Annotated in this window: 27 protein-coding genes and 1 tRNA gene; 16 read left to right on the forward strand and 12 right to left on the reverse strand. The window is 63.9% G+C overall.

The features are described 5' to 3' along the window. Positions 1–32: 32 nt before the first annotated feature. Positions 33–992 (reverse strand): bile acid:sodium symporter family protein, encoded by a 960-nt coding sequence (locus LH20_RS17155; RefSeq protein WP_053555264.1) that lies wholly within the window; start codon positions 990–992, stop codon positions 33–35. Between LH20_RS17155 and LH20_RS17160 the strand changes: the two genes are divergently transcribed. The 11 genes from LH20_RS17160 to LH20_RS17215 all read left to right on the forward strand — a co-directional run bounded on the left by LH20_RS17160 (position 979) and on the right by LH20_RS17215 (position 10,410). Next, the gene (locus LH20_RS17160; RefSeq protein WP_083455606.1) at positions 979–1,746 is read left to right on the forward strand and encodes a 5'-methylthioadenosine/S-adenosylhomocysteine nucleosidase family protein; all 768 of its coding nucleotides are present in this window, start codon (positions 979–981) and stop codon (positions 1,744–1,746) included. The two genes, LH20_RS17155 and LH20_RS17160, sit on opposite strands and share 14 nt — an antisense overlap. Continuing rightward, a complete protein-coding gene (locus LH20_RS17165; protein WP_053555265.1) occupies positions 1,743–2,363 on the forward strand; it encodes a D-Ala-D-Ala carboxypeptidase family metallohydrolase in 621 nt (206 codons plus the stop codon). The genes LH20_RS17160 and LH20_RS17165 overlap by 4 nt, the downstream gene beginning before the upstream one ends. 99 nt (positions 2,364–2,462) lie before the next feature. Further along, positions 2,463–4,295 carry a translational GTPase TypA gene (gene typA / locus LH20_RS17170; protein ID WP_053555266.1) on the forward strand — a complete coding sequence of 611 codons (1,833 nt, stop codon included), beginning with the start codon at positions 2,463–2,465 and terminating at the stop codon, positions 4,293–4,295. Between the two features lie 108 nt (positions 4,296–4,403). Beyond that, complete coding sequence (locus LH20_RS17175; protein ID WP_053555267.1) at positions 4,404–4,952, forward strand: pseudouridine synthase; 549 nt, start codon at positions 4,404–4,406, stop codon at positions 4,950–4,952. A gap of 374 nt (positions 4,953–5,326) precedes the next feature. After that, a complete protein-coding gene (locus tag LH20_RS17180; protein ID WP_053555268.1) occupies positions 5,327–6,232 on the forward strand; it encodes a HEPN domain-containing protein in 906 nt (301 codons plus the stop codon). A 364-nt stretch (positions 6,233–6,596) separates the two neighbouring features. Next, entirely contained in the window at positions 6,597–7,004 is a 408-nt protein-coding gene (locus LH20_RS17185) for an MbcA/ParS/Xre antitoxin family protein (RefSeq protein ID WP_235527011.1), read from the forward strand. Then, positions 7,004–7,336, forward strand: coding sequence for a hypothetical protein (locus tag LH20_RS23790; protein ID WP_083455471.1), 333 nt, complete (start codon positions 7,004–7,006; stop codon positions 7,334–7,336). The genes LH20_RS17185 and LH20_RS23790 overlap by 1 nt, the downstream gene beginning before the upstream one ends. After that, positions 7,327–7,400, forward strand: a tRNA-Gly gene (locus tag LH20_RS17195). Before LH20_RS23790 ends, LH20_RS17195 begins: the two co-directional genes overlap by 10 nt. 323 nt (positions 7,401–7,723) lie before the next feature. After that, positions 7,724–8,587, forward strand: a complete 864-nt coding sequence (locus LH20_RS17200; protein WP_235527012.1) for a type IV toxin-antitoxin system AbiEi family antitoxin domain-containing protein — start codon at positions 7,724–7,726, stop codon at positions 8,585–8,587. Then, the gene (locus tag LH20_RS17205) at positions 8,580–9,002 is read left to right on the forward strand and encodes a nucleotidyl transferase AbiEii/AbiGii toxin family protein (protein ID WP_053555271.1); all 423 of its coding nucleotides are present in this window, start codon (positions 8,580–8,582) and stop codon (positions 9,000–9,002) included. The genes LH20_RS17200 and LH20_RS17205 overlap by 8 nt, the downstream gene beginning before the upstream one ends. Before the next feature lie 39 nt (positions 9,003–9,041). Beyond that, a protein-coding gene (locus tag LH20_RS17215) for an IS3 family transposase (protein WP_148650901.1) occupies positions 9,042–10,410 on the forward strand; the annotation gives its coding sequence in 2 pieces (ribosomal slippage) (positions 9,042–9,389 and positions 9,391–10,410; 1,368 coding nt in all). A 539-nt stretch (positions 10,411–10,949) separates the two neighbouring features. Here LH20_RS17215 and LH20_RS17220 read toward each other — a convergent pair. Further along, the gene (locus LH20_RS17220; protein WP_053556350.1) at positions 10,950–11,729 is read right to left on the reverse strand and encodes a transglutaminase-like domain-containing protein; all 780 of its coding nucleotides are present in this window, start codon (positions 11,727–11,729) and stop codon (positions 10,950–10,952) included. A gap of 144 nt (positions 11,730–11,873) precedes the next feature. Between LH20_RS17220 and LH20_RS17225 the strand changes: the two genes are divergently transcribed. Then, positions 11,874–13,127 (forward strand): MFS transporter, encoded by a 1,254-nt coding sequence (locus LH20_RS17225; protein ID WP_053556351.1) that lies wholly within the window; start codon positions 11,874–11,876, stop codon positions 13,125–13,127. Here LH20_RS17225 and LH20_RS17230 read toward each other — a convergent pair. Then, positions 13,100–13,861: a competence/damage-inducible protein A gene (locus tag LH20_RS17230; protein ID WP_053555272.1), complete on the reverse strand. Its 762-nt coding sequence runs from the start codon at positions 13,859–13,861 to the stop codon at positions 13,100–13,102. The genes LH20_RS17225 and LH20_RS17230 overlap by 28 nt on opposite strands. Positions 13,862–13,956: 95 nt before the next feature. On the opposite strand from LH20_RS17230, the gene LH20_RS17235 reads away from it, so the two are divergent. After that, positions 13,957–14,592, forward strand: a complete 636-nt coding sequence (locus LH20_RS17235) for a glutathione S-transferase family protein (RefSeq protein ID WP_053555273.1) — start codon at positions 13,957–13,959, stop codon at positions 14,590–14,592. A 52-nt stretch (positions 14,593–14,644) separates the two neighbouring features. Here the strand turns inward: LH20_RS17235 and LH20_RS17240 are convergent, their stop codons facing one another. Both LH20_RS17240 and LH20_RS17245 read right to left on the reverse strand, forming a co-directional pair. After that, on the reverse strand, positions 14,645–15,535 hold the full coding sequence (locus LH20_RS17240; RefSeq protein WP_053555274.1) for a DUF2785 domain-containing protein: 891 nt from the start codon (positions 15,533–15,535) through the stop codon (positions 14,645–14,647). 74 nt (positions 15,536–15,609) lie between these two features. Then, complete coding sequence (locus LH20_RS17245) at positions 15,610–16,338, reverse strand: Bax inhibitor-1/YccA family protein (RefSeq protein ID WP_053555275.1); 729 nt, start codon at positions 16,336–16,338, stop codon at positions 15,610–15,612. A gap of 149 nt (positions 16,339–16,487) precedes the next feature. On the opposite strand from LH20_RS17245, the gene thpR reads away from it, so the two are divergent. Continuing rightward, positions 16,488–17,099, forward strand: coding sequence for an RNA 2',3'-cyclic phosphodiesterase (thpR, locus tag LH20_RS17250; protein ID WP_083455607.1), 612 nt, complete (start codon positions 16,488–16,490; stop codon positions 17,097–17,099). Here the strand turns inward: thpR and LH20_RS17255 are convergent. Then, complete coding sequence (locus tag LH20_RS17255) at positions 17,012–17,494, reverse strand: low molecular weight protein-tyrosine-phosphatase (protein WP_053555277.1); 483 nt, start codon at positions 17,492–17,494, stop codon at positions 17,012–17,014. The two genes, thpR and LH20_RS17255, sit on opposite strands and share 88 nt — an antisense overlap. 107 nt (positions 17,495–17,601) lie before the next feature. On the opposite strand from LH20_RS17255, the gene LH20_RS17260 reads away from it, so the two are divergent. Further along, positions 17,602–19,209 (forward strand): spinster family MFS transporter, encoded by a 1,608-nt coding sequence (locus tag LH20_RS17260; RefSeq protein ID WP_053555278.1) that lies wholly within the window; start codon positions 17,602–17,604, stop codon positions 19,207–19,209. 41 nt (positions 19,210–19,250) lie between these two features. On the opposite strand, the gene LH20_RS17265 is transcribed toward LH20_RS17260, so the two are convergent. From LH20_RS17265 to LH20_RS17290, 6 genes are all read right to left on the reverse strand, one after another. After that, positions 19,251–19,814 carry a superoxide dismutase family protein gene (locus tag LH20_RS17265; protein ID WP_053556352.1) on the reverse strand — a complete coding sequence of 188 codons (564 nt, stop codon included), beginning with the start codon at positions 19,812–19,814 and terminating at the stop codon, positions 19,251–19,253. A gap of 68 nt (positions 19,815–19,882) precedes the next feature. Further along, complete coding sequence (locus tag LH20_RS17270) at positions 19,883–21,193, reverse strand: UDP-glucose dehydrogenase family protein (RefSeq protein ID WP_053555279.1); 1,311 nt, start codon at positions 21,191–21,193, stop codon at positions 19,883–19,885. A gap of 121 nt (positions 21,194–21,314) precedes the next feature. Continuing rightward, positions 21,315–21,740, reverse strand: a complete 426-nt coding sequence (locus LH20_RS17275) for an ExbD/TolR family protein (protein WP_053555280.1) — start codon at positions 21,738–21,740, stop codon at positions 21,315–21,317. Between the two features lie 32 nt (positions 21,741–21,772). Next, a complete protein-coding gene (locus tag LH20_RS17280) occupies positions 21,773–22,291 on the reverse strand; it encodes an ExbD/TolR family protein (protein ID WP_053555281.1) in 519 nt (172 codons plus the stop codon). A 118-nt stretch (positions 22,292–22,409) separates the two neighbouring features. Then, complete coding sequence (locus tag LH20_RS17285) at positions 22,410–23,216, reverse strand: MotA/TolQ/ExbB proton channel family protein (RefSeq protein WP_235527013.1); 807 nt, start codon at positions 23,214–23,216, stop codon at positions 22,410–22,412. 59 nt (positions 23,217–23,275) lie between these two features. After that, a complete protein-coding gene (locus LH20_RS17290; protein ID WP_053555282.1) occupies positions 23,276–23,929 on the reverse strand; it encodes an energy transducer TonB in 654 nt (217 codons plus the stop codon). A gap of 265 nt (positions 23,930–24,194) precedes the next feature. Between LH20_RS17290 and LH20_RS17295 the strand changes: the two genes are divergently transcribed. Then, positions 24,195–25,082 carry a hypothetical protein gene (locus LH20_RS17295; RefSeq protein WP_053555283.1) on the forward strand — a complete coding sequence of 296 codons (888 nt, stop codon included), beginning with the start codon at positions 24,195–24,197 and terminating at the stop codon, positions 25,080–25,082. The last annotated feature ends 10 nt before the right edge of the window (positions 25,083–25,092 follow it).

A 25,092-nucleotide genomic window follows, 5' to 3' on the forward strand; every position in this document is an offset into this window, starting at 1 on the left:
TATATGGCATGCGGACCTGTGTTATTCAAGCACTACACCTTCTCCGCGCGGTTGAGCCAGGGCGCAATCCACGCGGAGAGGATCAGCTGCGCCATATGATAGACGAGGATCGGCACCAGCACCATGCCGGCGGTTGCCGAGGGGAAGAGCGTCGCTGCGAGCGGAGCGCCGACCGCAATGCTCTTTTGCGCTCCGGCAAAAAGCAGCGTGATGCGGTCGCTCCTCGTCAGTCCGAGGAAGCGGCCGAGCTGCCACGCGCCGTTGAACGACAAGGCGAGCAGCGCCGCGACGGCCCCAAAGGCAATGCCGATCTCACGCGCGTCGAGGAGGCTCCAGATGCCCCCGACGACCGCAGCGGAGAAAGCCACATAGACCGCGATGGCGATTGAGCTGCGGTCCATGAAGGTCGCCGCACCGCGGTGCGCGAGCACCCACGGGCGCAGCCAGCGCTGGGCTGCCTGGCCCGCGAGGAAGGGGAGGAGAAGGATAAGCGCGATACGCAGCACCGCCGCGCCGTGGATCTGGGCAGCGCTGCCGGCGAGAGCGGCGAACAAGAGCGGGGCGGCGATCACCCCGGTGAGGTTGAGCAGCGCGGCTGCGACGACGCTCGCCGCGACATTGCCGCCCGCAAGGCTGCTCGCGGCCGTCGCTGACTGGACCGTCGAGGGCAGGACCCCGAGAAACAGAAAGCCGAGCGCAAGCGTCGCGGGCACCAGCGGCGCGGTCGCGGCCTGTGCAAGAAGGCCGAGGAGCGGCATCGCCGCGAAGCAGAAAGCAAGGTTGGCGCCCTGCAGCTTCCAGTTGCGGATGCCGTGCAGCACCTCGTCGCGCGGCAGGCGCACGCCGTTGAGAAAGAAAAGCAGCACAATGGCCGCCGTCGACACGCCTTCAGCGAGCGGAACCGCCTCGCCGCGAACGGGCAGCAGGCTCGCAAGGCAAATCGTTGCGAGCAGCACGGGCACGAAGCGGTCGGGGAAGATGCGCGATAGCATGGGCGCGAGCGATGGCGCGATGCACGGCACTTGGCAAGCGCAGCCGGACGGCCGCACGCGAATCCTTGCAGCTTGGACCGCGCTGCCGCTAGGTGGGGCGATGCACATCCTTCTCCTCGCAGCGCTGAGCGAAGAAGCCGATGCGTGTTTCCCCCGCGAAGGGACGCGCGATGGCGATATGTTTGCCGTCCGCCGTCTCGCTGCGCACGGCCACCGGCTGACCATTGCCACCACCGGGCTTGGCAAGGTCAACGCCGCGCTCGCGGCGGGCGCGCTCGGCGCAGAGGCGGACCTGCTGCTGATAATCGGCACCTGCGGCGCGCTTGGGGCTAAGGCGGGACGCGCCTATTGGATCGCCGAGGCCGTTCAGCACGATTATGGCGCGGCGCATCCGCGTGCGTTCCGCCGATACCGCGCCGGAGAGTGGCCGATCGGCGAGCCGGGAGAGACGCATTTTTCGGCGATGGCCGACCCGGGACTTGGCCTCGCTCACGCGCGGATCGCGAGCGGCGACAGCTTCATCGCCTGCCCCGATGCCGCCGCTTCCCTCGGGGCAACCCTCAGGGCATCGCTCGTCGACATGGAGGTCGGCGCCGTCGCGCAGGCGGCAGCCCGGCTTGGCCTCCCCTGGGCCGCGATCAAGGCGGTCACCGACGAGGCGAATGAAGGCAGCGGCGCCGACTTTCACGCCAATCTGGCCCTCGCGGCAGGTCTTGCTGCGCGAGAGGCCGAGCGGCTTGTCGCGATGCTGTGAAAGGCAAGGTGGCGCTCGCACTGATCGCGCTGGCGATCGTGATAGCGCTCGGTCTTCCCATTCGAGAGCGGACCGAGCGGGCCGAGGCCGACCTGTTTGAAACATGGCGCGGCGGCCCGGCCCAGGCCAAGGTTGCGGCGATCGAAGCCTATTTCGCTCGCGATAAAGTCGGCGACGTGCTGCCCCTCGCCGACATCCTGCGCAGCGACGCGCGCTGGCGAACCTGCCCATCGGCCGCGCCCTTCGCGGTTCCGCCGTCAGCGCACTGGCCCGCGATGGCGAAAACCCTCCGCTATTTGCGCGAGCATCTCGTTCCCGCCTTCGGGCCGGTGCGCGTTGTTTCGGGCTACCGAGAGCCTGCCGCCAACCTCTGTTTCAAGGGCGCGAAAGCAAGCCGCCACCTGCGCTTCGCCGCGCTCGACCTCATTCCGGTGCGGCCGATGCCGCGCTCCGAGCTGATCGAAAATCTCTGCGCCCTCCATGCGCGGACGGGGCAACGCCATGCCGTCGGTCTCGGTATCTACAGCGCAGCGCGCTTTTACATCGACACCGCCGGTTACCGCCGATGGGACGGGGATTATCGCGCCGCGTCCTCGCCATGCGGAGCCTCCCGCTGATCCCCGGCAATTTTGTTGCGCCGCAGCAGCGCTTCTGTTAGGGGCGCGGCGTTTCGCGGCGCTCCGGGCGCTGCCCCTTTCCATCAAGGCTTATCCCGCATGTCTTTGCGCAATATCGCCATCATCGCGCACGTCGATCATGGCAAAACCACTCTCGTGGACCAGCTTTTCCGCCAGTCGGGGACGTTTCGTGACAATCAGCGCGTCGAGGAACGCGCGATGGATTCGAACGACCTCGAAAAGGAACGCGGGATCACCATCCTCGCCAAATGCACCTCGGTCGAATGGGGTGAAGGCGAGAATGCGACGCGGATCAACATCGTCGACACTCCGGGTCACGCCGATTTTGGCGGCGAGGTCGAGCGGATCCTCAGCATGGTCGACGGGGTCATCCTGCTCGTCGATGCTGCCGAAGGACCGATGCCGCAGACCAAGTTCGTGACCGGCAAGGCGCTCGCGCTCGGCCTCAAGCCCATCGTGGTCGTCAACAAGATCGACCGCAGCGACGCGCGCGCCGCCGAAGTCCTTGACGAGGTATTCGAGCTCTTCCTGACGCTCGAGGCCAATGACGAGCAGCTCGATTTCCCGATCCTCTATGCCTCGGGCCGCGGCGGCTATGCCTCGCCCGACCCCGAAGCGCGCGAGGGCACGCTTGAGCCCCTGTTCCAGACGATCGTGAACCACGTTCCCGCGCCGGGGCTCGATGAAGATGGTCCCTTCACCTTTCTCGCGACATTGCTCGACCGCGACAATTTCATCGGGCGCATCCTCACCGGGCGCGTCCAGTCGGGCACGGTCAAGGTCAACCAGCCGATCCATGCCTTGGACGCCGACGGCAAGGTCATCGAAACCGGCCGCGCGTCGAAGCTCCTCGCCTTCCGCGGGCTCGACCGCGTTCCCGTCGAAGAGGCGCGCGCGGGCGATATCGTCGCGATCGCGGGGCTGACCAACGCGACCGTCGCGAACACCATCGCCGACACGAGCGTGACGACGCCGATCGCCGCGCAGCCGATCGATCCCCCGACGCTGTCGATGCGCTTTGCGGTCAACGACAGCCCGATGGCGGGCCGCGAGGGCAGCAAGGTGACGAGCCGCATGATCCGCGATCGCCTGCTCCGCGAAGCCGAAACCAACGTCGCGATCCGCATCACCGAGAGCGCCGACAAGGACAGTTTCGAAGTCGCGGGCCGCGGCGAGCTTCAGCTCGGCGTTCTGATTGAAACGATGCGCCGCGAAGGCTTTGAGCTCGGCATCAGCCGGCCGCGCGTTCTCTACCAGACCGATGAGAACGGCCAGCGCACCGAGCCTTATGAAACCGTCGTCATCGATGTCGACGACGAGCATTCGGGCACGGTCGTCGAGAAGATGCAGATCCGCAAGGCAGAGCTTACCGACATGCGCCCCTCGGGCGGCGGCAAGACGCGTATCACCTTCAGCGGCCCGAGCCGCGGCCTCATCGGCTATCACGGCGAGTTTCTGTCGGACACCCGCGGCACCGGCATCATGAACCGGTTGTTCGAGAAATACGGCCCCTACAAGGGCGCAATCGAGGGCCGCAAGAACGGCGTCCTCATCTCGAATGGCGCGGGCGAGGCGGTCGCCTACGCACTCGGGCCCCTCGAGGAGCGAGGCATTCTCTTCGTCTCGCCGGGCGAGGCGCTCTATGAAGGGATGATCATCGGCGAGAATGCAAAGCCCGAGGACCTCGAGGTCAACCCGATGAAGTCGAAGCAGCTCACCAACTTCCGCTCGACGGGCAAGGACGATGCGATCCGTCTGACGCCCCCGCGGCGGATGACGCTCGAGCAGGCGATCGCCTATATCGACGAGGATGAAATGGTCGAGGTGACCCCGGCGAATATCCGTTTGCGCAAAGCAATCCTCGATCCGCACGAGCGCAAGAAAGCGAGCCGCAAGAAGGAAGCGGCATAAGGTTCTGACCGGCGGCCGAGCGGCCGCCGGTTTTCTTTTGGGCTCTTTCTTGACGCGCTCCCTTCGCCCTTCGGTATTTTCGCCTTTCCGCAACGAGAGGGGCCGCCCGTGAGCCGTCTCATCCTCTTCAACAAGCCCTACGGCGTCCTGTCCCAGTTCACGGACCGCGGCAGCGAGACTACGCGCGCAACGCTGTCCGACTATATTGACGTCGCGGGCGTCTATCCCGCCGGGCGGCTCGATCGCGACAGCGAGGGGCTCTTGATCCTGACCGACGACGGCGCGCTCCAGGCCCGCATTTCGTCTCCGCGGCACAAGATGCCAAAGACCTATCTTGCGCAGGTCGAGGGCGAGCCCGATGATACCGCGCTCGCTGCGCTTCGCGCAGGGATTATGCTCAACGACGGTCCGACCCGTCCCGCGGCTGTCCGGCGCATCGATCCGCCGCCGCTTTGGGACCGCGACCCGCCGGTGCGATATCGCAAGAGCGTAGCCGATTCATGGATCGAGCTCACCATCACCGAAGGCAGAAACCGCCAGATACGCCGCATGACCGCCGCCGTGGGATTTCCAACACTGCGGCTGGTACGGTGGCGTATAGGGGGATGGGAGATTGGTGATCTCACGCTAGGAGAATGGCGCGAGGTCACGCGCTAGTTGCCTCTTCCAGACGAGTTCGCATCTAGCGAATCCCCTTCGGCCGAGAGAAGTAAGGATAAAGGGATTTCGCCTCACTCGGCGACGCGCTCGGAGCTACCCAGTGCTGCGGGATGATCGCGGCAAATTGTCTCGACCAGGCCTTCAAGGGCAGCAACGCGCTCGCCGATCCAACTCAACTCCTCGTCACTGATTTTGAATTGAGGCGATAATGCCGAGCGCTCAACTATGCCGAGTGGGCGTTGGGCAGGCCCCGCTCCCTCTAACTTTGCGGTGATCGGCTCGGCATGGTTTTGACCTCCGATCTTGGCCCATCGATGTGGTTTTGACGCGTTGGGCCTTGCCACGGGCCGTGAATGTGCGAGACTCCTCGAATGAAGATTGACGTCGATCATCTGCCCGCGGTGCATCAGGAGGAACTCGCCCTGGCAACGCGGATTTTGATGGACGAATTTGCCGTTGCGACCTCGCGCTCTACGCAGCCGTGGAAGAAGAACGGCAAGATCCGAAAGATCGTTTTGTTCGGCAGCTATGCGCGGGGCGACTGGGTCGACGAGCCCGAGAAGGGCTATCAGTCGGACTATGACCTGCTGATCATCGTCAGCCACGAAGACCTCACCGAGATCGCGGATTATTGGTATGTCGCGGAGGACAAGATCCTGCGCGATACCGCAATCGCGCGACCGGTGAACATCATCGTCCACACCCTCGAAGAGGTGAACCGCGGACTGAAGCGCGGCGAATATTTTTGGGTCGACATCGCGCGTGACGGGGTCGTTCTGTACGATCTTCCCGGCAGTGAGCTGGCCACCCCGATGCCGCTGACGGCGGCCGACGCTTATGAAATGGCGAGCGGATATTTTGCGGACTGGCTGGCAAAGGTTGATAGTGCGATCAAGCTGGCGAACTTTGCTATCCAGGAGGACGAAAGCAATGATGCCGCTTTCCTGCTCCACCAAGCGGGCGAGCGAGCCTACACCTGCTATCTGCTGGTTCGCAGCCAGTACGTTCCGCGTTCGCATAATTTGAAGTTCTTGCGTTCGCTGGCCGAGGACCGGGAGCCACGGCTTGTAGAGGCCTGGCCGAGGTCGACGAAGCTCGACCGCCGGCGCTTCGAGTTAACGAAACGCGCCTATGTCGAGGCTCGTTACTCGGCTGCATATGCCATCGAAAACGAGGATCTGCAGGCGATCAAGGCAGCAGTGACAAGCTTGCGCGACATAGTCGAGACAGTGTCGCGCGAATGGCTCGACGGACTCCGCCAGAAAGCGGACCTCTAATCACTGCGGCGCCGGCTACAGCCGCCGAGAAACACCAGCCGCCGATCTTTCGGTTGAAACCGCCGAGTCGCCTCACATCATACGGCTGGAGCTTGGCGAGCGTGGCGGTCTTGAGCACGACAACGTCTACTCGGCATACTTGAACGCTTGGCATACGCGAGGCGCAACAGTTCGACGCTACGGCGGCTGAACTTGTTCTCGCGCGGTCATGCCCTAGCCAGTGTGGGCGCGATCTGTGATACTGCGAGCGCAGGAAATTGAGGCGGCCTGCCGAAATTCATGCACCGTCGCGCAAGCGTTGGGCGTCACATTGACAATTGCCGTGAACTAAACCCATTCACGACAATTTTTGCGGGAGGCATTAATGGAACTCGTTCCGATTGAGCCTGCCCCGCCGCCACCAGCGGCGAACTTTTCGGACGCGGAGGTGCAGGCCATGCAGCGGGTCGTAACCCGTCTCTTCGATAATTGGGGCATCACCGATGCCCAGGCTGCCTGCCTGCTCGGCGACATGCCGATCCGCACCTATCAGCGGTGGAAGCAAGGTGTATTTGGCCGTTGGAATGTCGATCTGGCCGCGCGCCTGTCGAACCTGATCGGAATCCACATGGCGCTTCGCCTGCTCTACACCGAGAGGAAGCGGGGTTATCGCTGGATTAAGGCACCCAACCGTGCCTTTGGCGGACGTTCGGCGCTCGAGGTCATGCTAGGTGGCCAGCTTACCGATCTGATGCGCGTCCGGCGTTATCTCGACAGCTATCGCGGCGCTTAGTGATTTTCTATGCCCGATGTACCGCTGGCTCCAGTTGGCTGACCGTCGGCAGTCCGGCTGATCGAAACAAATATCCGCCCATCGACCTGTTTGAGGATCTCGTTGACCCCGAAGACTGGGCGTTGCTGGCGGCGGCCGAGGCCAGGGCCAATCCGCGGGTTGCCGAAACCATCGAGAATTTCGAAGAATTTATCGGCCGAACCCTTGTCGGCATCAATCCCATTGACCGAGACAGCGGATGGCGGCAAAGGCGATGTCTTCGATCGGCTCCTGCGAGAACCATTTTCGAAATGGCGTTGAAAATCAGGCAAGTCGTTGAAATGCGGGTGTAGCTCAATGGTAGAGCAGAAGCTTCCCAAGCTTACGACGAGGGTTCGATTCCCTTCACCCGCTCCATCTTGCTGCCCGCGCGCAGTCGCCGATGGTTGAAGCGATTAGGAGCGAACAGCCACTCTGCCAACGGAAGCTATCTCCGATTCACATTCTGAAGCAGACGGCATCCTGCCGGCCAAAGCCGGCTGCGAATTTGGCTACAGAGGTGGGTGCGATGGGTTTCAATAGAGCCCTTCGCCGATCTTCTCACTTCGCTTTTGGGCAAAGGTTTACCTCAGTGGTGTTTATCCTATGTCCTTAGGACATATGGTATAGGGTAGGAGGTAAAAATAGAAGCGGTTCGACCCTTCCAATTACGCAAGCGGATGACCAATCTTGCCGAATCGTTGGCGCGTCGTTTGGACGCTCAGGATAGGCCGATCCTCTCGAACTACGAGATTTTCGCTATCCTGACACAAATTTACAAGGACGGCGACGCGCGTTATCTGCGGGGCGACCAGCCAAACCACGATATTTTCCGCCGTACCCGCGCGTTGCTCGTGGCCGAGGGAATCATCCGAAGCGATAATGACTATCATCCGCTCTACCGCGTGATGAGCAAGTCCGACGCCGCAGCCGAGGATATCGCCTGCTCGGTCGATCCCTATTGCTATATCTCACATATGTCGGCGATGCAGCGCTACGGTCTCACCAATCGTCGCCCCGAAGCCCTGTTCCTGACCGAGCCCACCGCGGCGCTGAAGCGGCAGCTCGTCAAGGCGGAGGCGCCAAGCGGAAATATCCGGTTCGACAATGATCTCGATCGGTTCAATGGCCCCGCAGAGCGGCCCACGGCGGTGCGCCATCCGGCGAGCGTTCGCGGCCGTCGCCTCGAGATACTTTCGACCAAGCATGTGGGGGAGCATGTTGCGATCAAGGGCACCCTCGCGCGGATCGCGACGATCGGCCAGACCTTCCTCGATATGTTGGACGAGCCTGCGCGCTGCGGGGGCATGGCGCATATTTTGGAGATCTGGTCAGAGCATGTCCGCACCTATCTGGACGATGTCCTGACAACGATCGACCGAGCGCCTAAGCCGATCCTCAAGGTCCGCGCCGGTTATATCCTCGACGAACGTTTGGGCGTTACCGATTCCCGCATCGCGGCGTGGTCGGCGCTTGCGCAGCGCGGGTCGAGCCGCGTGCTCGTCGCCGGCGAACCCTTCGCCAGCGAGTTTTCAGAGAAGTGGATGCTGTCGCTCAATGTCTGATCCGGTCGAAATCGAAAGCTGTACCGTCGACATCGACCAATGGATCGAAAAGGCGAAAGCTGACCCTGAAGCCTATCTCGAGCGGCAGGTCACTGAGATATTCCTCGCCGCGCTCGGGATGACGACGCCCTTCGCGCACGAAATCTTTCTCAAGGGCGGCATCCTTATGGGAGTCGTCTATGAGAGCCCGCGCCAGACGGGCGATGTCGATCTCACCGCGATCAGCGCTCCGACGAGCGAAACCGTCGACGCGCTCAAGGCCGCGCTGAGCGAAGCTCTCCCCCGCGCCGCCGTGCGCCTCGGCTATCCTGACATCCTGTGCGCGGTGCAAAGCTCGCGCTTTATGCCGTCGGAACAGATGTTCGAGAATGTCCGCCGTCAGCACCAATGGCACAGATTTGAGGTTGTGATTTAAGGAGGATTTGGGCTTCGTCGTAGTGACGAAGGAACGAAGATGAAGCCCAAATCCTCCTATTCAAAATCGCCGTCGAAGGCCCCTGCGGAGCAGGTGGTGAAGGATATCCGGCGGCAGACCCGGCGGCACTTCTCTGCCGAGGACAAGATCCGCATCGTGCTTGAAGGCCTTCGCGGCGAGGACAGCATTGCCGAGCTGTGCCGCAAGGAAGGCATCGCGCAAAGCCTGTACTACACCTGGTCGAAGGAGTTCATGGAAGCGGGCAAGCGCCGCCTGGCGGGCGACACTGCCCGTGCCGCGACCACCGGCGAGGTGCAGGATCTGCGCCGCGAAGCGCGTGCCCTGAAGGAATGCGTGGCCGACCTGACACTCGAAAACCGTCTGCTGAAAAAAGCATGATCGCGGATGGGGGCGACGACGAATGAGGTATCCCGCATCCGAAAAGCTCGAGATCATCCGGATCGTCGAGCAGTCGCACCTGCCCGCCAAACGCACGCTGGACAAGCTCGGCATCGCCCGCCGGACGTTCTACCGTTGGTATGACCGTTATCTTGGGGGCGGGCCGGAAGCGTTACAGGATCGGCCATCGGCGCCGAGCCGCGTGTGGAACCGCATCGGTGACGACATCCAGAACCAGATCATCGAAATGGCGCTGGAAGCCGACGCGACCAATCTCAGCCCCCGCGAACTGGCGGTGCGCTTCACCGACGAGAAGCGCTACTTCGTATCGGAATCCACGGTTTACCGCCTGCTCAAGGCGCACGATCTGATCACCAGTCCGGCCTATGTCGTGATAAAGGCCGCCGATCAGTTCCACACCAAGACTACCCGCCCGAACGAGATGTGGCAGACCGACTTCACCTACTTCAAGATCATCGGGTGGGGCTGGATGTACCTCTCGACCGTGCTCGACGACTTCTCGCGCTATATCATTGCCTGGAAGTTGTGCACCAACATGCGTGCCGAGGATGTAACCGAAACGCTGGACCTCGCCTTGGCGGCTTCCGGCTGTGACAGCGCCACGGTGCTGCACAAGCCCCGGCTGCTCAGCGATAACGGCCCCAGCTACATCGCCGGCGAACTGGCCGAATATATCGAGGCCAACAAAATGAGCCATGTCCGCGGCGCTCCCATGCACCCGCAAACCCAGGGCAAGATCGAGCGCTGGCACCAGACCCTGAAAAACCGCATCCTGCTGGAGAACTACTTCCTGCCCGGCGACCTCGAAGCCCAGATCGAGGCCTTCGTCGAACATTACAATCACCAGCGCTATCACGAGAGCCTAAATAACGTGACGCCCGCCGACGCCTACTTCGGCAGGGCCCCGGCCATCATCGAACGACGAGAAAGGATCAAGCGACAGACCATCGAATATCGGCGCTTGCAGCACCGCAAGCTCGCCGCCTAACATCAACCCCCAGACGAGGCCCGCACTCCGCTAATCTACGCCGCGAGTTGTGCCGAATGTTCTGACGACGAACAAATAGATTATTTTAGTTAAGCCCAAAAGTTGCATGTTTCAGGGTGAGACGCCCCGCCCAGTATATATGAATTTGCAGGGGCGCGGAACGCGGCTCTTGGCCATATCTCTTTAAAATTGTGTCATTTTTAAAAAGCGCACCTTGGACGCTGCGGGAGATTTCCGGCGCCGTGCGCACGCTGTTGGCAGCGGGGTAGGGTTGCATTTGATGAAACCGGTTCTCGCCAAAGCCAACGAGGGTTTACAGCGCGCTCAAGACCAGTTTGCCGACGCCTTTCCCAGGGAAGGATCGCTGTACTCCTTCTCCCCATGCCCCGCGTCCGCGAGGCAAATCCTGGCGCTAGGACCGGACGGCGTAGACCTTCGCGCGGGGGGAGCACGGGCTGGACGGCATTAAGAGGACAAAAAGGCGCGGGGGGAGCGGGTCCGGCCAGCCGCTCCCCCGCTTCCGACGCTTTCGGCTGCGCCTAGGCGGTCTTCACGCTCACCCGCTGGTCGACAAGCTGCGCCTCGCCATAGGCGGTGAGAAAGGAGATGTCGGCGGCATCGCGGCCGGCCGCGATCTTGATGAGATCTCCCGCGCCTGCCATTCCGGTCGCATCGATCAGATGCCAGTCACCGCCGACAAACACCTCGGCGACCGCATGGAAATCCTGCGGCTCGACATGGGGCGCATAGGCGCTGACGACGCGCGCTGGGAAATCGGCGGCACGGGCGAGGGCGACGAGGACATGCGCATAATCCCGGCACACGCCGCGCCGCGCGAGGAAGCTGTCGATCGCGGTCGTTCCAGTATCGCTCGTGCCCGCAGCATAAGTGAAGCTCCGCGCGATCCAATCGCGCATCGCCGCGATCTTTGCGCCGCCCGCGATGTGGCCGAACTCGGCCTCGACAAAGGGGACGAGCTGGTTCGAGGGGCAATAGCGCGATTCGTTGAGATATTGCACCACGCCCGGGGGCAGGCGGTGAAGCGGCACCTGCGCAAGCGGTTCGAGCGGCCGGTCGCGGCGCTCGACTTCGACGATTGCGGAATAACGCGCCTGCAGCCGCCCGCCGCAGCGAACCCAGATCCGCTCGCCAATCCCGTCGGGGGCGGCGATACGGGCAAAATGTTCAGGCGTGCCCGCGTCGAAACGCGAGCGCGCGACATGCTGCTCGCCCGGTAGCGCTGAGGCCTCGACCTGAAGCATCAGATAGATGGGCTGGGGGAGACGATAATCGAGGAGGACGGAGATCTGGAACTTCATCGAGAGATAACGCACGGAGGGTCATTCGGTGGCGCGCCCCAAGCGAATATGGCGGGCCGCACGCAAATGCAAGGATGCGCAAAGCGCCTTGAGACGATATGGGGGCGCCCGCGCGCCCAGCGCCGTCCATTCCAAAGGTTCAGCATGACCGCCTCGCGCACTATCCCCTTCATTGTCGCCACCATCTTCATGGACGCGGTGGGTTTCGGCATCATCATGCCGGTGCTGCCGCAGCTGGTGATGGAGGTCGGGCGCATCGACCTGCCGGACGCGATCGAGGTCGGCGCGTGGATCGGCCTCGTCATGGCGGTTGCGACCTTTTTCGGCTCGCCGCTGCTTGGCAATCTCTCGGACCGCTTCGGGCGGCGGCGCGTGCTCCTGCTCGCGCTCGCCGGGCTCGCCGCCGACTATATTCTGCTGACTGTCGTCGACACCCTGCCCTGGCTGTTCATCGCCCGCGCCTTGTCGGGCTTCTTCGGGGGGAGCTACGCGACCGCGCAGGCCGCGATTGCCGACGTCACGCGCCCTGAAGAACGTGCGCGCAACTTCGGGTTCGTGGGCGCGGCCTTCGGGATCGGCTTCGTTGCGGGGCCGGTCATCGGCGGTTTCCTCGGGGAAATTGGGCCGCGCACGCCGTTCGTGGCCGCAGCGGTGCTTGCGGCGGCGAACATGCTCTATGGCCTCTTCATCTTTCCCGAAACGCTGCCAGCCGAGCGGCGCCGCGCCTTCGACTGGCGGCGCGCCAATCCGCTCGGCGCCTGGCGGGCGATGCGCGCGCTCGCCGGCATGGAGAGCGCCGCGCTGGTCCTGCTGCTCTGGCAGATTGCGAGCCTCGTATATCCGATGACGTGGAGCTTTTACTGCATCGCGCAGCTCGGCTGGACCCCGGGGATGATCGGCGCCAGCCTCGCCGCGGTCGGGGTGATGATCGCGATCGGCCAGACCTTCGTCGTCGGTCCCGCGGTCGCACGCTTCGGCGAGCGCGATGCGGCCACCTTCGGTCTGCTCGTCGCGGTCGCGATCTTTGTCGGCTTCGCCTTCGTCAGAACGACGTGGGGCGCCTTCCTGCTACTCGTCCCGACCGCGCTGCAAGCGCCGGTGCAGCCGGCGCTGATGGCGATGATGTCGCGCCGCGCATCGGCCGATACGCAAGGCGAGGTCCAGGGGATTTCGGCGATGGTCATGGGCTTCGGCCAACTCGTGGCGCCCCTCCTCCTCACCGGGACGATGGCATGGTTCACGGGACGAAGCGCGCCCGTCCATTTCCCCGGCGCGGCCTTTCTGGTGGCGGCCTTCTTCGGACTGCTCGCGGCCGCAATGCTGCGCCGCCTGCCGCGCGCCGCGCGAACCGAAGATTCAGAGATGCCGGCTCAGATACCTCCGTCGGTCACCGTATAGCCGGCGGCCTCTATGCCCGCAGTCACCGCCGCAACGCAGGCGGCGACGGCATCGGCGTCGGTCGAGCGGATCACGAAATTGGCGCCGGTTCGCCCTTCGCGGAAGAAAGGATAGCTGCCGATCGCGACGCCCGCATGAGCGATCTCGGCCGCACGCAAAATGTCGGCAACTTCGCTTTCGGGCGCCCAGGCGCCGATCGTGCGGGCAACGAGCGGGGCGCCGCCCTCGAGCTCGCCGGTGAGCGCGTCGAGCATGCCCGCGGTGATATGGGGAACCCCCGCCATCACGAAGAGATTGCCGATGCGGATGCCCGGCGCGCCCGACATGCGGTTCGGGATCAGCTCGGCGCCGGCTGGAACACGCGCCATGCGCAGCCGCGCCTCGGTGAGTTCGCCCCCGCGCGCCGAATAATAGCGCTCGAGGATCGCGCGGGCCTGCGGGTGGATCACCACCTCCACGCCCAAGGCCTTTGCCACCGCATCGACGGTGATGTCGTCGTGGGTCGGACCAATGCCCCCGGTTGTGAAAACATAATCATAGCGTGCGCGCAGCGCCGTCAGCGCGTCGACAATCTCTTCCTCGACGTCGGGAACGATCCGCACTTCGCGCAGGCGAATCCCCTGCACGTCGAGCCAGGTCGCGATCTGCGCGACATTCTTGTCCTGGGTGCGGCCCGAGAGAATCTCGTTACCGATCACCAGCACGGCGGCGGTCCAGATGCGTTCGTCGCTCATCCCTTTGCCTTAACCCGCTGCCGTGACAAAACAAGCCCACTGGAAGCCTGAGCATGTTCCTGATATGTTCCAGCCGAATCGACGGGAGATGATGGATGGCCGACAATCTCATATTCTACACCAACCCCATGTCGCGCGGGCAGATCGTGCGCTGGATGCTCGAAGAGGTGGGCGCCCCCTACGAAACGCGCTTGCTTGATTTTGGTACGACGATGAAAGCGGACGATTATCTGGCCATCAATCCGATGGGTAAGGTGCCCGCGGTCATCCATGCGGGCAAGGTGGTAACCGAATGCGCCGCGATCTGCGCCTATCTCGCCGACGCCTTCCCTGCCGCGGCCCTCGCCCCCTCCCCCGCCGATCGGGCCGATTATTATCGCTGGCTCTTTTTCACCGCCGGCCCCGTCGAGCAGGCGATCACCGCCAAGTTTTTCGGGATCGAGCCCGACGCCGACCAGCAACGCTCTGCGGGGTTCGGGACGCTCGAGCTCGCGCTCGGCGCGCTCGAGCGCGCGGTTGCGGGCAAGACCTATGTCGCCGGCGAGCGCTTCACCGCCGCCGACGTCTATGTCGGGAGCCAGATCGACTGGGGTATGGAGTTCGGCACCATCCCTGCGCGTCCCGCATTCGAGGCCTATGTCGCACCGCTGCGCGAGCGCGCGGCTTACAAGCGGGCCAAAGAGATCGACAACGGCCTCATTGCCGAGATGCAGGCGGCGAACCCCGCGTAGGAGGCGTCTCGCCATTCAGGATCAGCCCTTCATCGCCGCTGAGGCCGCGCCCTCAGGGCAGCGCGCGAAGGAGGCCAGCGGCGAGCGGCGCGAGCCGCGCAATTTGCGGGTCCTGCGATTCGGCTGCACTGACGTAGACCGCCTGGGCAAAGGCGGTGCTGTTGTGGACCGCGGCGAGCTTGGCATCGCTGTCAAGGGGCGGCTGAAGACGCTTGGCTCCGCCAGCGGCGAGCGCCTCGAACCAGGCGCTCCACGCCGATAGGTCGATGTCGGCGCGGCGGGCAAGGAAGAGTAGGGGCCGCGCAAGCCGGCCGGGCTCGCCATAATGATAAAAGACGGGTTCGCCGGGCACCACCTGCGACGCGATTGCACTGAGGAGCAAATCGGCATCAGCGCGCGTGAGCCGCGGGTTGAGCGCGAGCTGCAGCATGAGGTCGGCGCCGTGCGCAACGCCATGCCGCCACCCCTCGCCTTCTTCAAAGCCGCGATAATCGGTCACGCCGCTCAAATAGGCGCTCCCCGCTTCGGCGAGCACGTGAAGCTCCGCGTCGGTAAGCCAGGGAGCGATCCGGTCGGTGCGCGCGATCTCGGACAGCGCCAGCGCCGCAAATGGCCGGCGGAAGCCCAGCTCATCCTCCTGCGCCGCCAACGCGGCCGTCAGCTGCCGCAGCGCCTGGCGCATTTGGGGGGCGGTCAGCTGCCTTGCCCGCAGGCCCTCGGACCAGAGCATGTAGGCGAAATCGTCGCGCACCGCAGGATCGGGGTCGCCGAGACAATTGGCGAGGGCATCGAGATCAGCCTCGCCCGCCTTGGGAAAAAATGTGGCCGCATAGCTTTTAAGATCGCCATCGGCAGGCGGCGCGATCGAACAGACCGCCTCATTTGCGGCCGCCGCCGAGGGCGAGGCGATGACCAGCGCGGCCAGCAGACTCAATTGTTTCACCTGCCCCCTCCCTCAATGAAAAAAGCCCGGCGAGTGTTTCGCCGGGCTTTCGTGCCGTGTCTCTGCCGGTGCGCTTATTCGCGGCTGCCGAGCAGGTTGAGCAAAAAGGTGAACATGTTGACGAAGTCGAGGTAGAGGCTCAGCGCTCCCATTACCACCGACTTGCCCACGAAATCGGTGCCGCGGACATAGAAATACATGCTCTTGATCTTCTGCGTGTCATAGGCGGTGAGGCCCGCGAAAACGAGCACGCCGATGACGCTGATCGCAAGGCTGAGCGCCCCCGACTGGAAGATGAACGCGTTGAGCAGCATGGCAACGAGAATGCCGAACACGCCCATGATCAGGAAGGTGCCGAAGCCCGACAAATCCCTCTTGGTCGTATAGCCATAAAGGCTAAGGCCGAGGAATGCGGCGGCAGTCGCGAAGAAAGTCTGCGCGATCGACGTCTGGGTGAAGGCGAGGAAGATCGTCGACATCGACAGACCCATCACCGCAGCATAGACCCAGAAGATCGCCTGCGCCGCGGTCGTCGACAGCTTGTTGATGCCAAAGCTCAGCACCATCACGAAGGCCAGCGGTGCAAGCATCACCACCCACATCAGCGGGCTGCCGATCATCGAGGCCGTGAAGCCCGAATTATAGGCCAGCATTGCGACGATGCCCGTCAGCAACACCCCTGAACCCATATAGTTGTAAACCGACAACATGTACGACCGCAGACCGGCATCAACGGCTCCGTCTGCCGTACGGACGGCGCCAAAACCGGACGCCGCCACATTGGGGTCGTTCCAATTCGCCATTATCAAATCTCCATCACTGGCCAGACCATACCGGCCGTACGGGCAATATCGGCATTTTATCCGCGGCTTTCAAGCGAAACCGGTAAAAACGGGAAATGGGGCCGAGCAAGCGTGACCCAGCGCGGCGGGGCGCCTATGTTCGCCGCGCCATGCCCAAGCACCGCCTGTTCGTCGCCCTCCGCCCGCCGCGCGCCATTCGCGCCGAGCTCCTTGGCGCGATGCATGGACTGGCGGCGGCGCGCTGGCAGAGCGACGAACAGCTCCATCTCACGCTGCGCTTCATCGGCGAGGTCGACCGCCACCGCGCAGAAGATATCGCCGCAGCGCTCGGCGTCCTCCACGCCCCCGCGGTCACGGCGCGCATTTCCGGGGTCGGGATATTCGAGCGGCAGGGCCGCCCGCACACGCTCTGGGCGGGGGTCGAACCGCACGCACCGCTCGCTGCGCTCCACCGCAAGGTCGACCAATGCCTCATGCGCGTCGGTATTGCCCCCGAGACGCGCGCCTTCACGCCGCACATCACGCTCGCGCGGCTCAACCGCTCGGCAGGGCCAGTCGCGCCCTTTCTCGCGCTTCACGGCGATCTTGCAAGCGCGCCCTTTCTCTTCGGCCATGTCATTCTCTTCGAAAGCGAGCTCGCGCGCGGAGGCTCGCGCTATCACCCAGTCGCGCGCTACCCGCTTGAGAATTTGGACACGAGCGCCGAGGCGACTGCGCTGACGTCGGCCCAGGTCGCCGCGAAGCCCCCCTCGTCGCCATAATAGGGATCGGCGACGCTTTCACCCGCGCGCCCCGGCACAAGATCGAGCATCAGCATGAGCTGCGCCGTCGCATCGGAAGGCCGGATCGCTTGCGCATCGCGCAAATTCTGGGTGTCGGCAGCAAGGATGAGGTCAAAGCGCCGAAAATCCGCCACGACAAGCTGGCGTGCGCAAAGAGCGCCGATGTCGGTTCCGCGCCGCCGCGCCTCGGCCTGGGCGCGGGGATCGGGGGCCTTGCCAACATGCCAGTCGCCGGTGCCAGCCGAATCGAGCCTCCCTGCAATCCCCGCTTCGGCGAATGCCGCACGCGCGGCGCCCTCTGCGAGCGGAGAGCGACAGATATTGCCAAGACACAGGAACAGGATGGCCGGGACATCGGATCGGTCGTGATTCATGGGTCCTATCGCTCTAAAAAAAGTTGAACCGACTTTCAACTTGCGCTGCTTCGCGGCTCTGCTAGCCATGTCGGCCAACGATAATGGGCGAGGGAGCGCGGTGCCAGATGGCTGACACGATAAATGAGGCAAGGGCGGGAGCCGAAAGCGCAGAGGCAGAGCCGCGCGCAACGGGCTACAGCTGGTATGTCCTCGGCGTCCTCGTCATCGTCTACATCCTCAATTTCATCGACCGCCAGATCATCAGCATCCTTGCCGTCGACATCAAGGCCGACCTCGGGCTCAAGGATGGCGACATGGGCTTCCTCGGCGGCGCCGCCTTTGCGGTCTTCTATGCCTTGTTCGGCATCCCGCTCGGGCGCCTTGCCGACAATTGGAGCCGCGTCCGGCTGCTGTCGATCGGTCTGACCTTGTGGTCGGCCATGACCGCCCTGTCGGGCTTTGCCTATGACAAGATCAGCCTCACCTTCGCACGCATGGGGGTCGGGGTCGGCGAGGCGACCGCAAGTCCCACCGCCTATTCGCTGATCTCGGACTATTTCCCGAAGCGGCAAAAGGCCACCGCCCTCGCCATCTATTCCTCCGGGCTCTATCTCGGCGGCGGTGTGTCGCTGTTCATCGGCGCGCTGATCGTCGAGGCGTGGAACAAGGCGTGGCCGGCGGGCGGGCCGATGGGACTTGTCGGCTGGCAGGCCGCCTTCCTGGCGGTCGGCATTCCCGGCCTCATTCTCGCGCTGTGGGTCGCGAGCCTGCGCGAACCCGTCCGCGGCGCAATGGACGGCGCTCCCAGCGAGGGTTCACCGACGCCATTTCGCGAATTCGGCAAGGATCTCTCGATGATCGTCCCGCCGCTGACGCTGTGGGGCGCGGCAAAGCGGGGACCGAGGGCGCTCGCGGTCAACATCGGCTTTGCAGCAGCCGTCGCCGCCTTCGCCTTGTGGATGATCCGCCTGACGGGCAATGTCCCGCAATGGAGTGCGGTCGCGCTTGGCTATTATGCGGTTTTTTCGTGGGCGAGCGCGCTTCGTGCCAATGACCCTGCGACCTTCCGCCTGATCTGGGGTACGCCGGCGTTCATCTGCACCACGCTCGGCTACGGCCTCGTCAGTCTCGCCGCTTATGCGCTGGCTTTCTGGTCGGCGCCCTACGCCGAAATCGTGCTCGGTCTTCCCAAGCAGGAGCTCGCCATCATCCTCGGAGGCAATGGCGCGCTCAGCGGCTTCGTGGGCGTGATCCTTGGCGGATGGGCGGCCGATCAGCTGCGCAAACGCAATCCGGCTGGCCGCATCTGGATGATCATCTTTGGCGTCGTCGCGCCGATCATTCCGATCTGGATCGGCTACACGACCGCAGACCCGACGCTCTTCTATGTCATGAATTTCCTTGCAGGACTTTTCGGTGCCGCAGCGCTCGGCGCTGCGGCGGCGACGACGCAGGATCTCGTGCTGCCCCGGATGCGCGGAACGGCAACCGCCGCCTTCTTCCTCGGCACGACGCTCGTGGGCCTCTCCTTCGGCCCCTATATGGTCGGGCAGATTTCAGATCTCGCGGGCACCCTTGTCGACGGCAAGCTCATCGGCGACCTGCGCACCGGCATTTTGTCGCTGATCGGCGTTGCGCCGATCGCGCTGGGCCTTCTTCTTTATGCCTATCGCGCCGTGCCGCAGGCCGAGGCGACGATCGCCGACCGAGCGGCGCAGGCGGCCGATGCCTGAACCCACGCCGGTCGCAGTGCCGAGGCGTCGCGACCAGCCCGTCAGTTCGCCTGCGGGGTGACGATCACGCCGCAGGCGATGCGATCGCCGCTGTTGCCACTCGGGTCGCTCCGGTAATCGTCGGGCCCCGCATGAATGACGAAGGCCGCGCCGTCGGCGTCAAGAAGCGCATTCTCCCCCGCTAGGCGCGTGCCGACAAGGTGGAGCGACGCGCGGCCGATCGTGTCGGGCTCGATCACCAGATTGGGAAGGTCGCCGTGATGCGCGCCCATCGGGTTGTCGCGGCCATGCTGCGCACCCGTCGGGTTCCAGTGCGGTCCCGCGCTGGTGAACCCCGGCGGCGTGCACTGCCCCACCGCGTGAAGGTGCATCCCATAGGTGCCCGCTTCGAACCCGCGCGCGATGACCTCGATCCGAAGACCGCTGTCGTCCCTGAAGATGTCGACGCGGCCGCGATCCGCGCCGCGGGCGTCATGGAGCTGTGCGGTCGCGTCGGGCACCGGCAGCTTTTCCGTGTCGCCTCCCGTCGTCGCGCACGCTCCAAGTCCCAGCGCCGCGAGCGTGACCGCGGCGATGCCCGCCAGCCGTTTTGAACCGATCGTCATCATCGAGCTCCCCATTTTATGCTGGGCTCGCTGCCTCTCGCCGCGAATCCACGAAGGGGATGATGCCCCTAATCGCTGCGGGTTCCAATAGCTATGTGTCTGAAACCGTGGCGTGCGACTTCATCGCGGCGGTAGATGTTGCGCAGGTCGACGAGAAGCCTGTCGGTCATCGTGGCGCCGAGGCGCGCGAGGTCGAGAGCCCTGAAGGCGTCCCATTCGGTGACGATGGCGACCGCGTCGGCGCCTTCGGCCGCAGCATAGGCGCTGTCCTTCATCTCGACCTCGGGCATCATCGGCGCTGCGATCGCCATGCCCTCAGGATCATAGGCAGTGACGCGTGCGCCGGCGTCGAGCAGGGTCTGGACGATCGCAAGGCTCGGCGAATCGCGCATGTCGTCGGTGTTCGGCTTGAAGGTAAGGCCGAGGAGCGCGACCGTCTTGCCGCGCGCATTGCCGCCCATCGCGGCGATGATCTTGCGTCCCATGGCGCGCTTGCGAAGATCATTGGCCTGCACGGTCGCCTCGACGAGCCGCAGCGGCACGTCATTGTCCTGCGCGGTCTTGAGCAGCGCGAGCGTGTCCTTGGGAAAGCAGCTGCCGCCATAGCCGGGACCGGCGTGAAGGAATTTGGCGCCGATCCGGTTGTCGAGCCCGATGCCGCGCGCCACGTCCTGGACGTCCGCGCCCACCGCTTCGCACAGGTCCGCAACCTCGTTGATGAAGGTGATCTTGGTCGCGAGAAACGCATTGGCCGCATATTTGATCATCTCCGCGGTGCGGCGGCGGGTGACGAGGATCGGTGCTTCGTTGAGGAAGAGCGGGCGATAGATTTCGCGCAGCACGGCCTCCCCGCGCGCATCCTCGGCCCCGATGACGATCCGGTCGGGGCGTTTGAAATCACCGATCGCGGCGCCTTCGCGCAGAAACTCGGGGTTCGAGGCGACGCTGTGCGTCCGCCCCGGCGCCTGACCCCGCAGAATGCGCTCGACCTCGTCCCCCGTGCCAACGGGCACGGTCGACTTGGTGACGATCACGCAGTCGTGGTTGAGCGTCGCGGCGAGCTCCTCGGCAGCGCCGAAGACGTAGGACAGATCGGCATGGCCATCGCCGCGGCGCGAGGGCGTGCCGACCGCGATGAAGACGGCGTCGGCCTCTGCCACCGCCGGCGCAAGGTCCGTGGTGAAGGAGAGCCGTCCTGCCGCGACGTTCGCCGCGACGAGCGCGTCGAGCCCCGGCTCGTAGATCGGCATCCGTCCCGCATCGAGCGCCTCGATCTTCCCCGCGTCCTTGTCGACACAGACGACATCGTGCCCGAAATCGGAGAAGCAGGCCCCCGACACCAGGCCCACGTAACCGGTTCCGATCATGGCGATTTTCATGGCGCACCTTCTGCTTGCGCCGCGCACGGCGGCGATGCGTCCTTAAGGACAAAAGACCCAATGGAAAAGGGCCGCGAATTGCTTCGCGGCCCTTTCCGACAATCGCGTTAAGGATCGATGATCAGAAAACGCGGGCGTATTGTTCGTTCCCGACGAAGCCGAGCTTGCCGACCCCGCTGCGCTTGATCACCGCCATGACATTGTCGACGATGTAATAGCGAGCAAAGGGATCGGGCTGCACCTGCAATTCGGGTTCGACCGGCAGTGCCTTGGTCTCTTCCAGATATTGCGCAAGCTGCGCCAGGTCGATTGCGGTGCCGTTCCAGCTGATCGTGCCGGCGGCGTCGATCATCACCTTGTTCTTTTGCGGATCGACATTGTTCTGATTATCCGACGGAACGGGCAGATCGATCTTCACCGCGTGAGTCTGGACCGGAATGGTAATGATGAACATGATGAGGAGCACGAGCATGACGTCGATCAACGGCGTCGTGTTCATGTCCATCATCGGTTCATTTTCGTCCCGATCGCCAACGGCCATGGCCATAGGATTATTCCTTCAATCTAGCGGGCGATGCCCTAGAGGCGGCCCAGCGTGCCCGAACCAGGCGCAGGCTCCGAAATGAACCCGATCTTCTGGAAGCCGGCATATTGCATCGTATAGATCACCCCGCCGATGCACTGGTACGGCGTGTTGATGTCGCCGCGGATGTGCACTTCGGGGAAATTATCTTCGGTGATATTCTGCGGACCGCCGATCTGCGCGAGAAGATCCTCAAGTTTCTTCTGGCCCTTTTCGAGCAGCTGCCGCGAATCGACCGGCGTCTGGCCCCAAAAGACTTCGCACGCCGTGCTATCAGCATTGGGTTCGCCGTCCCCGTCCGTGTCCGCCGAACGCACCGAGAGGTTCACATTCTCCGGCTTGGTCGTCGTCGGCTCGAAGACCACTGCAGGCAGCTTGAGGTTCACCGTCTCCAGCACCACGGGAACCGTGATGAGGAAGATGATGAGCAGCACCAGCATAATGTCCACGAGCGGAGTCGTGTTGATGTCGGACATCGGGGCATCTTCGCCCTTGTCGCCTACACTCATCGCCATAGGATTAGCATCCTGTCACAAAATTTTCATCATGGCCCGGCGGGGCGCCAACGGGCAGCCGCGCCGTCCTGGAAATCCGCCCCGGCCGACTTAGGCCGGAGCGGCTTTCCCGGAAAAATCAGGCCTTCTTCGGCGCCGCGGCCGGAGCAGCCGGCTTCGCAGCGGCAGCGGCCGGTTTCACCTGGCCGTTCGACATGATCGAGCCGAGAACGTCGTTCGAGAAGGTCGAGAGGCGGCGGGCGATCGACTTGTTGCGGCTCTGGAGCCAGTTGAACGCGAGCACCGCGGGAACCGCCACGATCAGACCGATGGCGGTCATGATGAGCGCTTCACCGACCGGACCGGCGACGGTGTCGATCGAGGCCTGACCCGACGCACCGATCTTCACGAGAGCGCGAAGAATACCGATAACCGTACCGAACAGACCTACGAACGGAGCGGTCGAACCCACGGTCGCGAGGAAGGCGAGGCCCGAATTCAGCTTCGAGTTGATGTGGTTCTGCGAACGCTCGAGCGTGCCGTGCATCCAGTCATGCGCTTCGACGGGGTCGGTCAGCTTGTTATGCTCTTCGCTTGCGCGAAGACCGTCTTCGACGACCTGGCGATAGGCACTGTTCTTCTCCAGCTTCGCAGCGCCATCAGCAAGGCTGGGCGCGCGCCAGAAATTGGCGTCGACCGCCTTGGCCTGGCTCATGACCTTGTTCTGCTCGAACAGCTTGGTGAACAGGATGTAGAGCGTTCCGACAAACATGATCAGCAGCACCAGGAAGGTGATCTGCGAGACAATGCCGCCTTCGCACAGCGCGGGGATGAGGCCGTAGGGGTTTTCGCCTTCGGTCTTCACACACATCGAAGCGGGCATGAGGGACAGCCCCGCATCGTGGCTGCCCGCCGCAGCAGCGGCATTTGCGATCAGATTAAACATATAGGTTATTCCCTCTCAAAAAAGTCAAAGTCTTGAAATGGCAGGGCCCGCAAAGAACCCTAGTTGTTGAGTTTCCAGGTGAACCGGCTCGACCAGGTACCCGTCGTGGGGTTGCCATCGCTATCGAGCGGCGGCGAGAAACGTGCGCGGCGCATCATCAGACGGCACGCCGCTTCGTCGAGGTCGGAATGTCCGCTGGAAGACGTGACGTCACAGCCCGTCGGACGGCCATTGGCGCCGACCGTCAGGCGAAAACCGGTGGTTCCCGCGCGTTCCTCGCGCTTTGCGCGCGCCGGATAGTCGTCGTCGGTCACCCAGCGACCGGGCGAGCCCTTGGGCTTCGCAGGCGCTGATTTATTGACGGCGGGAGGCGCCGGCGGAGCCGGCGGAATGTAGACGGGCGGCGGCGGCGCCGGGGGGGGCGTCGGAACCGACTGCACCGTATTGGTCGTCACCGGGGGGGGAATCGGCGAGGGCGGCGTCACCACAGGCGGCGGAGGCGGCAGCTTGTTATCCGGCGGCGGCGGCGGCGGCGGCTCCTCCGGCGGCGGCGGCTCTTCGACGTCTACGACGTCCAATTTTTCGGCAATTTTCTTGACGATACTGATATTCAGACCGTTAACCAGACCATAGCCCAGCACAGCAGTAAACAGACCGACCAAGACAATCGCCACTACCCTGTTTTTAGGGTCGACATTATCACCATAAGCCATTCAGGGACGACGCTCCTTGCTAGATCATCCTGACACCAATCCATACCGCGCGGTTCGGTTGCCAAAACATGCCCGGATGATTTCCGATGCGTTCCGCGAGACCCGGCGGTCAGCTTCCGGCTGTTATATTGTTCCGGGCGCTTCGCCGCACGTCCTATCGCGGTGGCGGCAAGTTCGCAAACCCTTTATCAGCGGTTAATGTGCCCTGTCCCATGATGGGGTTTCGGCGCTCAACGGCGCCTTTGCAATGACGGAAAGTGACCCGATGACACGCCTGATCCTCCCCGCCGCGCTCGCAAGTCTTAGTGTCCTAACCATCGGGAATTCGGCGGTTTCAGCCATGCAGGCCGCCGCGCCGGCCAGCGCGGCGTCCGCGAGCCCCTATACTTACGCCGACCTTGCCGACCTCGCATCGATCGCCCCCATCGTCCTGCACGCGCACATCGCCGACAGTACGGTCCTGAAGCCCGAACGGGCGCCGGGACTCGCAGCCGGCCGTGCGCGATTCTATGTCGAAGCCGAGGTTGTGAGCCTGATTCGCGGCTCTGGACCGCTTGCCAAACGTATCTCCTATCTCGTCGATCTGCCGCTCGGGGCCAACGGGAAGCCAGTGAAGCTCAAGCGCAAGCAACCCGTCCTGCTCTTCGCTCGCCCTGTCGCAGCCGGCGCGGCGGGTGCCACAAGCACGAGCAGCGTACAGCTCGTCGCCCCCGATTCCCAGATCGCCTGGGATCCCGCGACGGAGGCGCAGCTTCGCGCGATCCTGACCGAGCTCGTAAAACCCGGAGCACCGCCCAAGGTGACCGGCATCGCCAGCGGCTTCCACGTTCCCGGGACGCTTCCCGGTGAGGGGGAGACCCAATTGTTCCTCGAAACCGCAACCGGCGAGCCGGTTTCGCTCGTGATTACCACCCGCGCGGATGGGTCGCGGACCTGGGCCGCGGCCTTTGGTGAAATCGTCGAGGGCGCCGGGGTGCCCAGACGCAATACGCTTGCCTGGTATCGCCTCGCCTGCGGCCTGCCGCGCAGCCTGCCGCTCTCCAAGCTCGCCGGCACGCCCGCCGAGGACCGACGAAAGGCGGCTGCCGATTATGCGGTCGTACTCGGCGCGCTCGGCGACTGCACCCGGACGCGCACGCCCCCCAAGGGATAAAGCCTGGCTT

The organism is Sphingopyxis sp. 113P3 (assembly GCF_001278035.1).
In the GTDB taxonomy this organism is placed as follows: domain Bacteria; phylum Pseudomonadota; class Alphaproteobacteria; order Sphingomonadales; family Sphingomonadaceae; genus Sphingopyxis.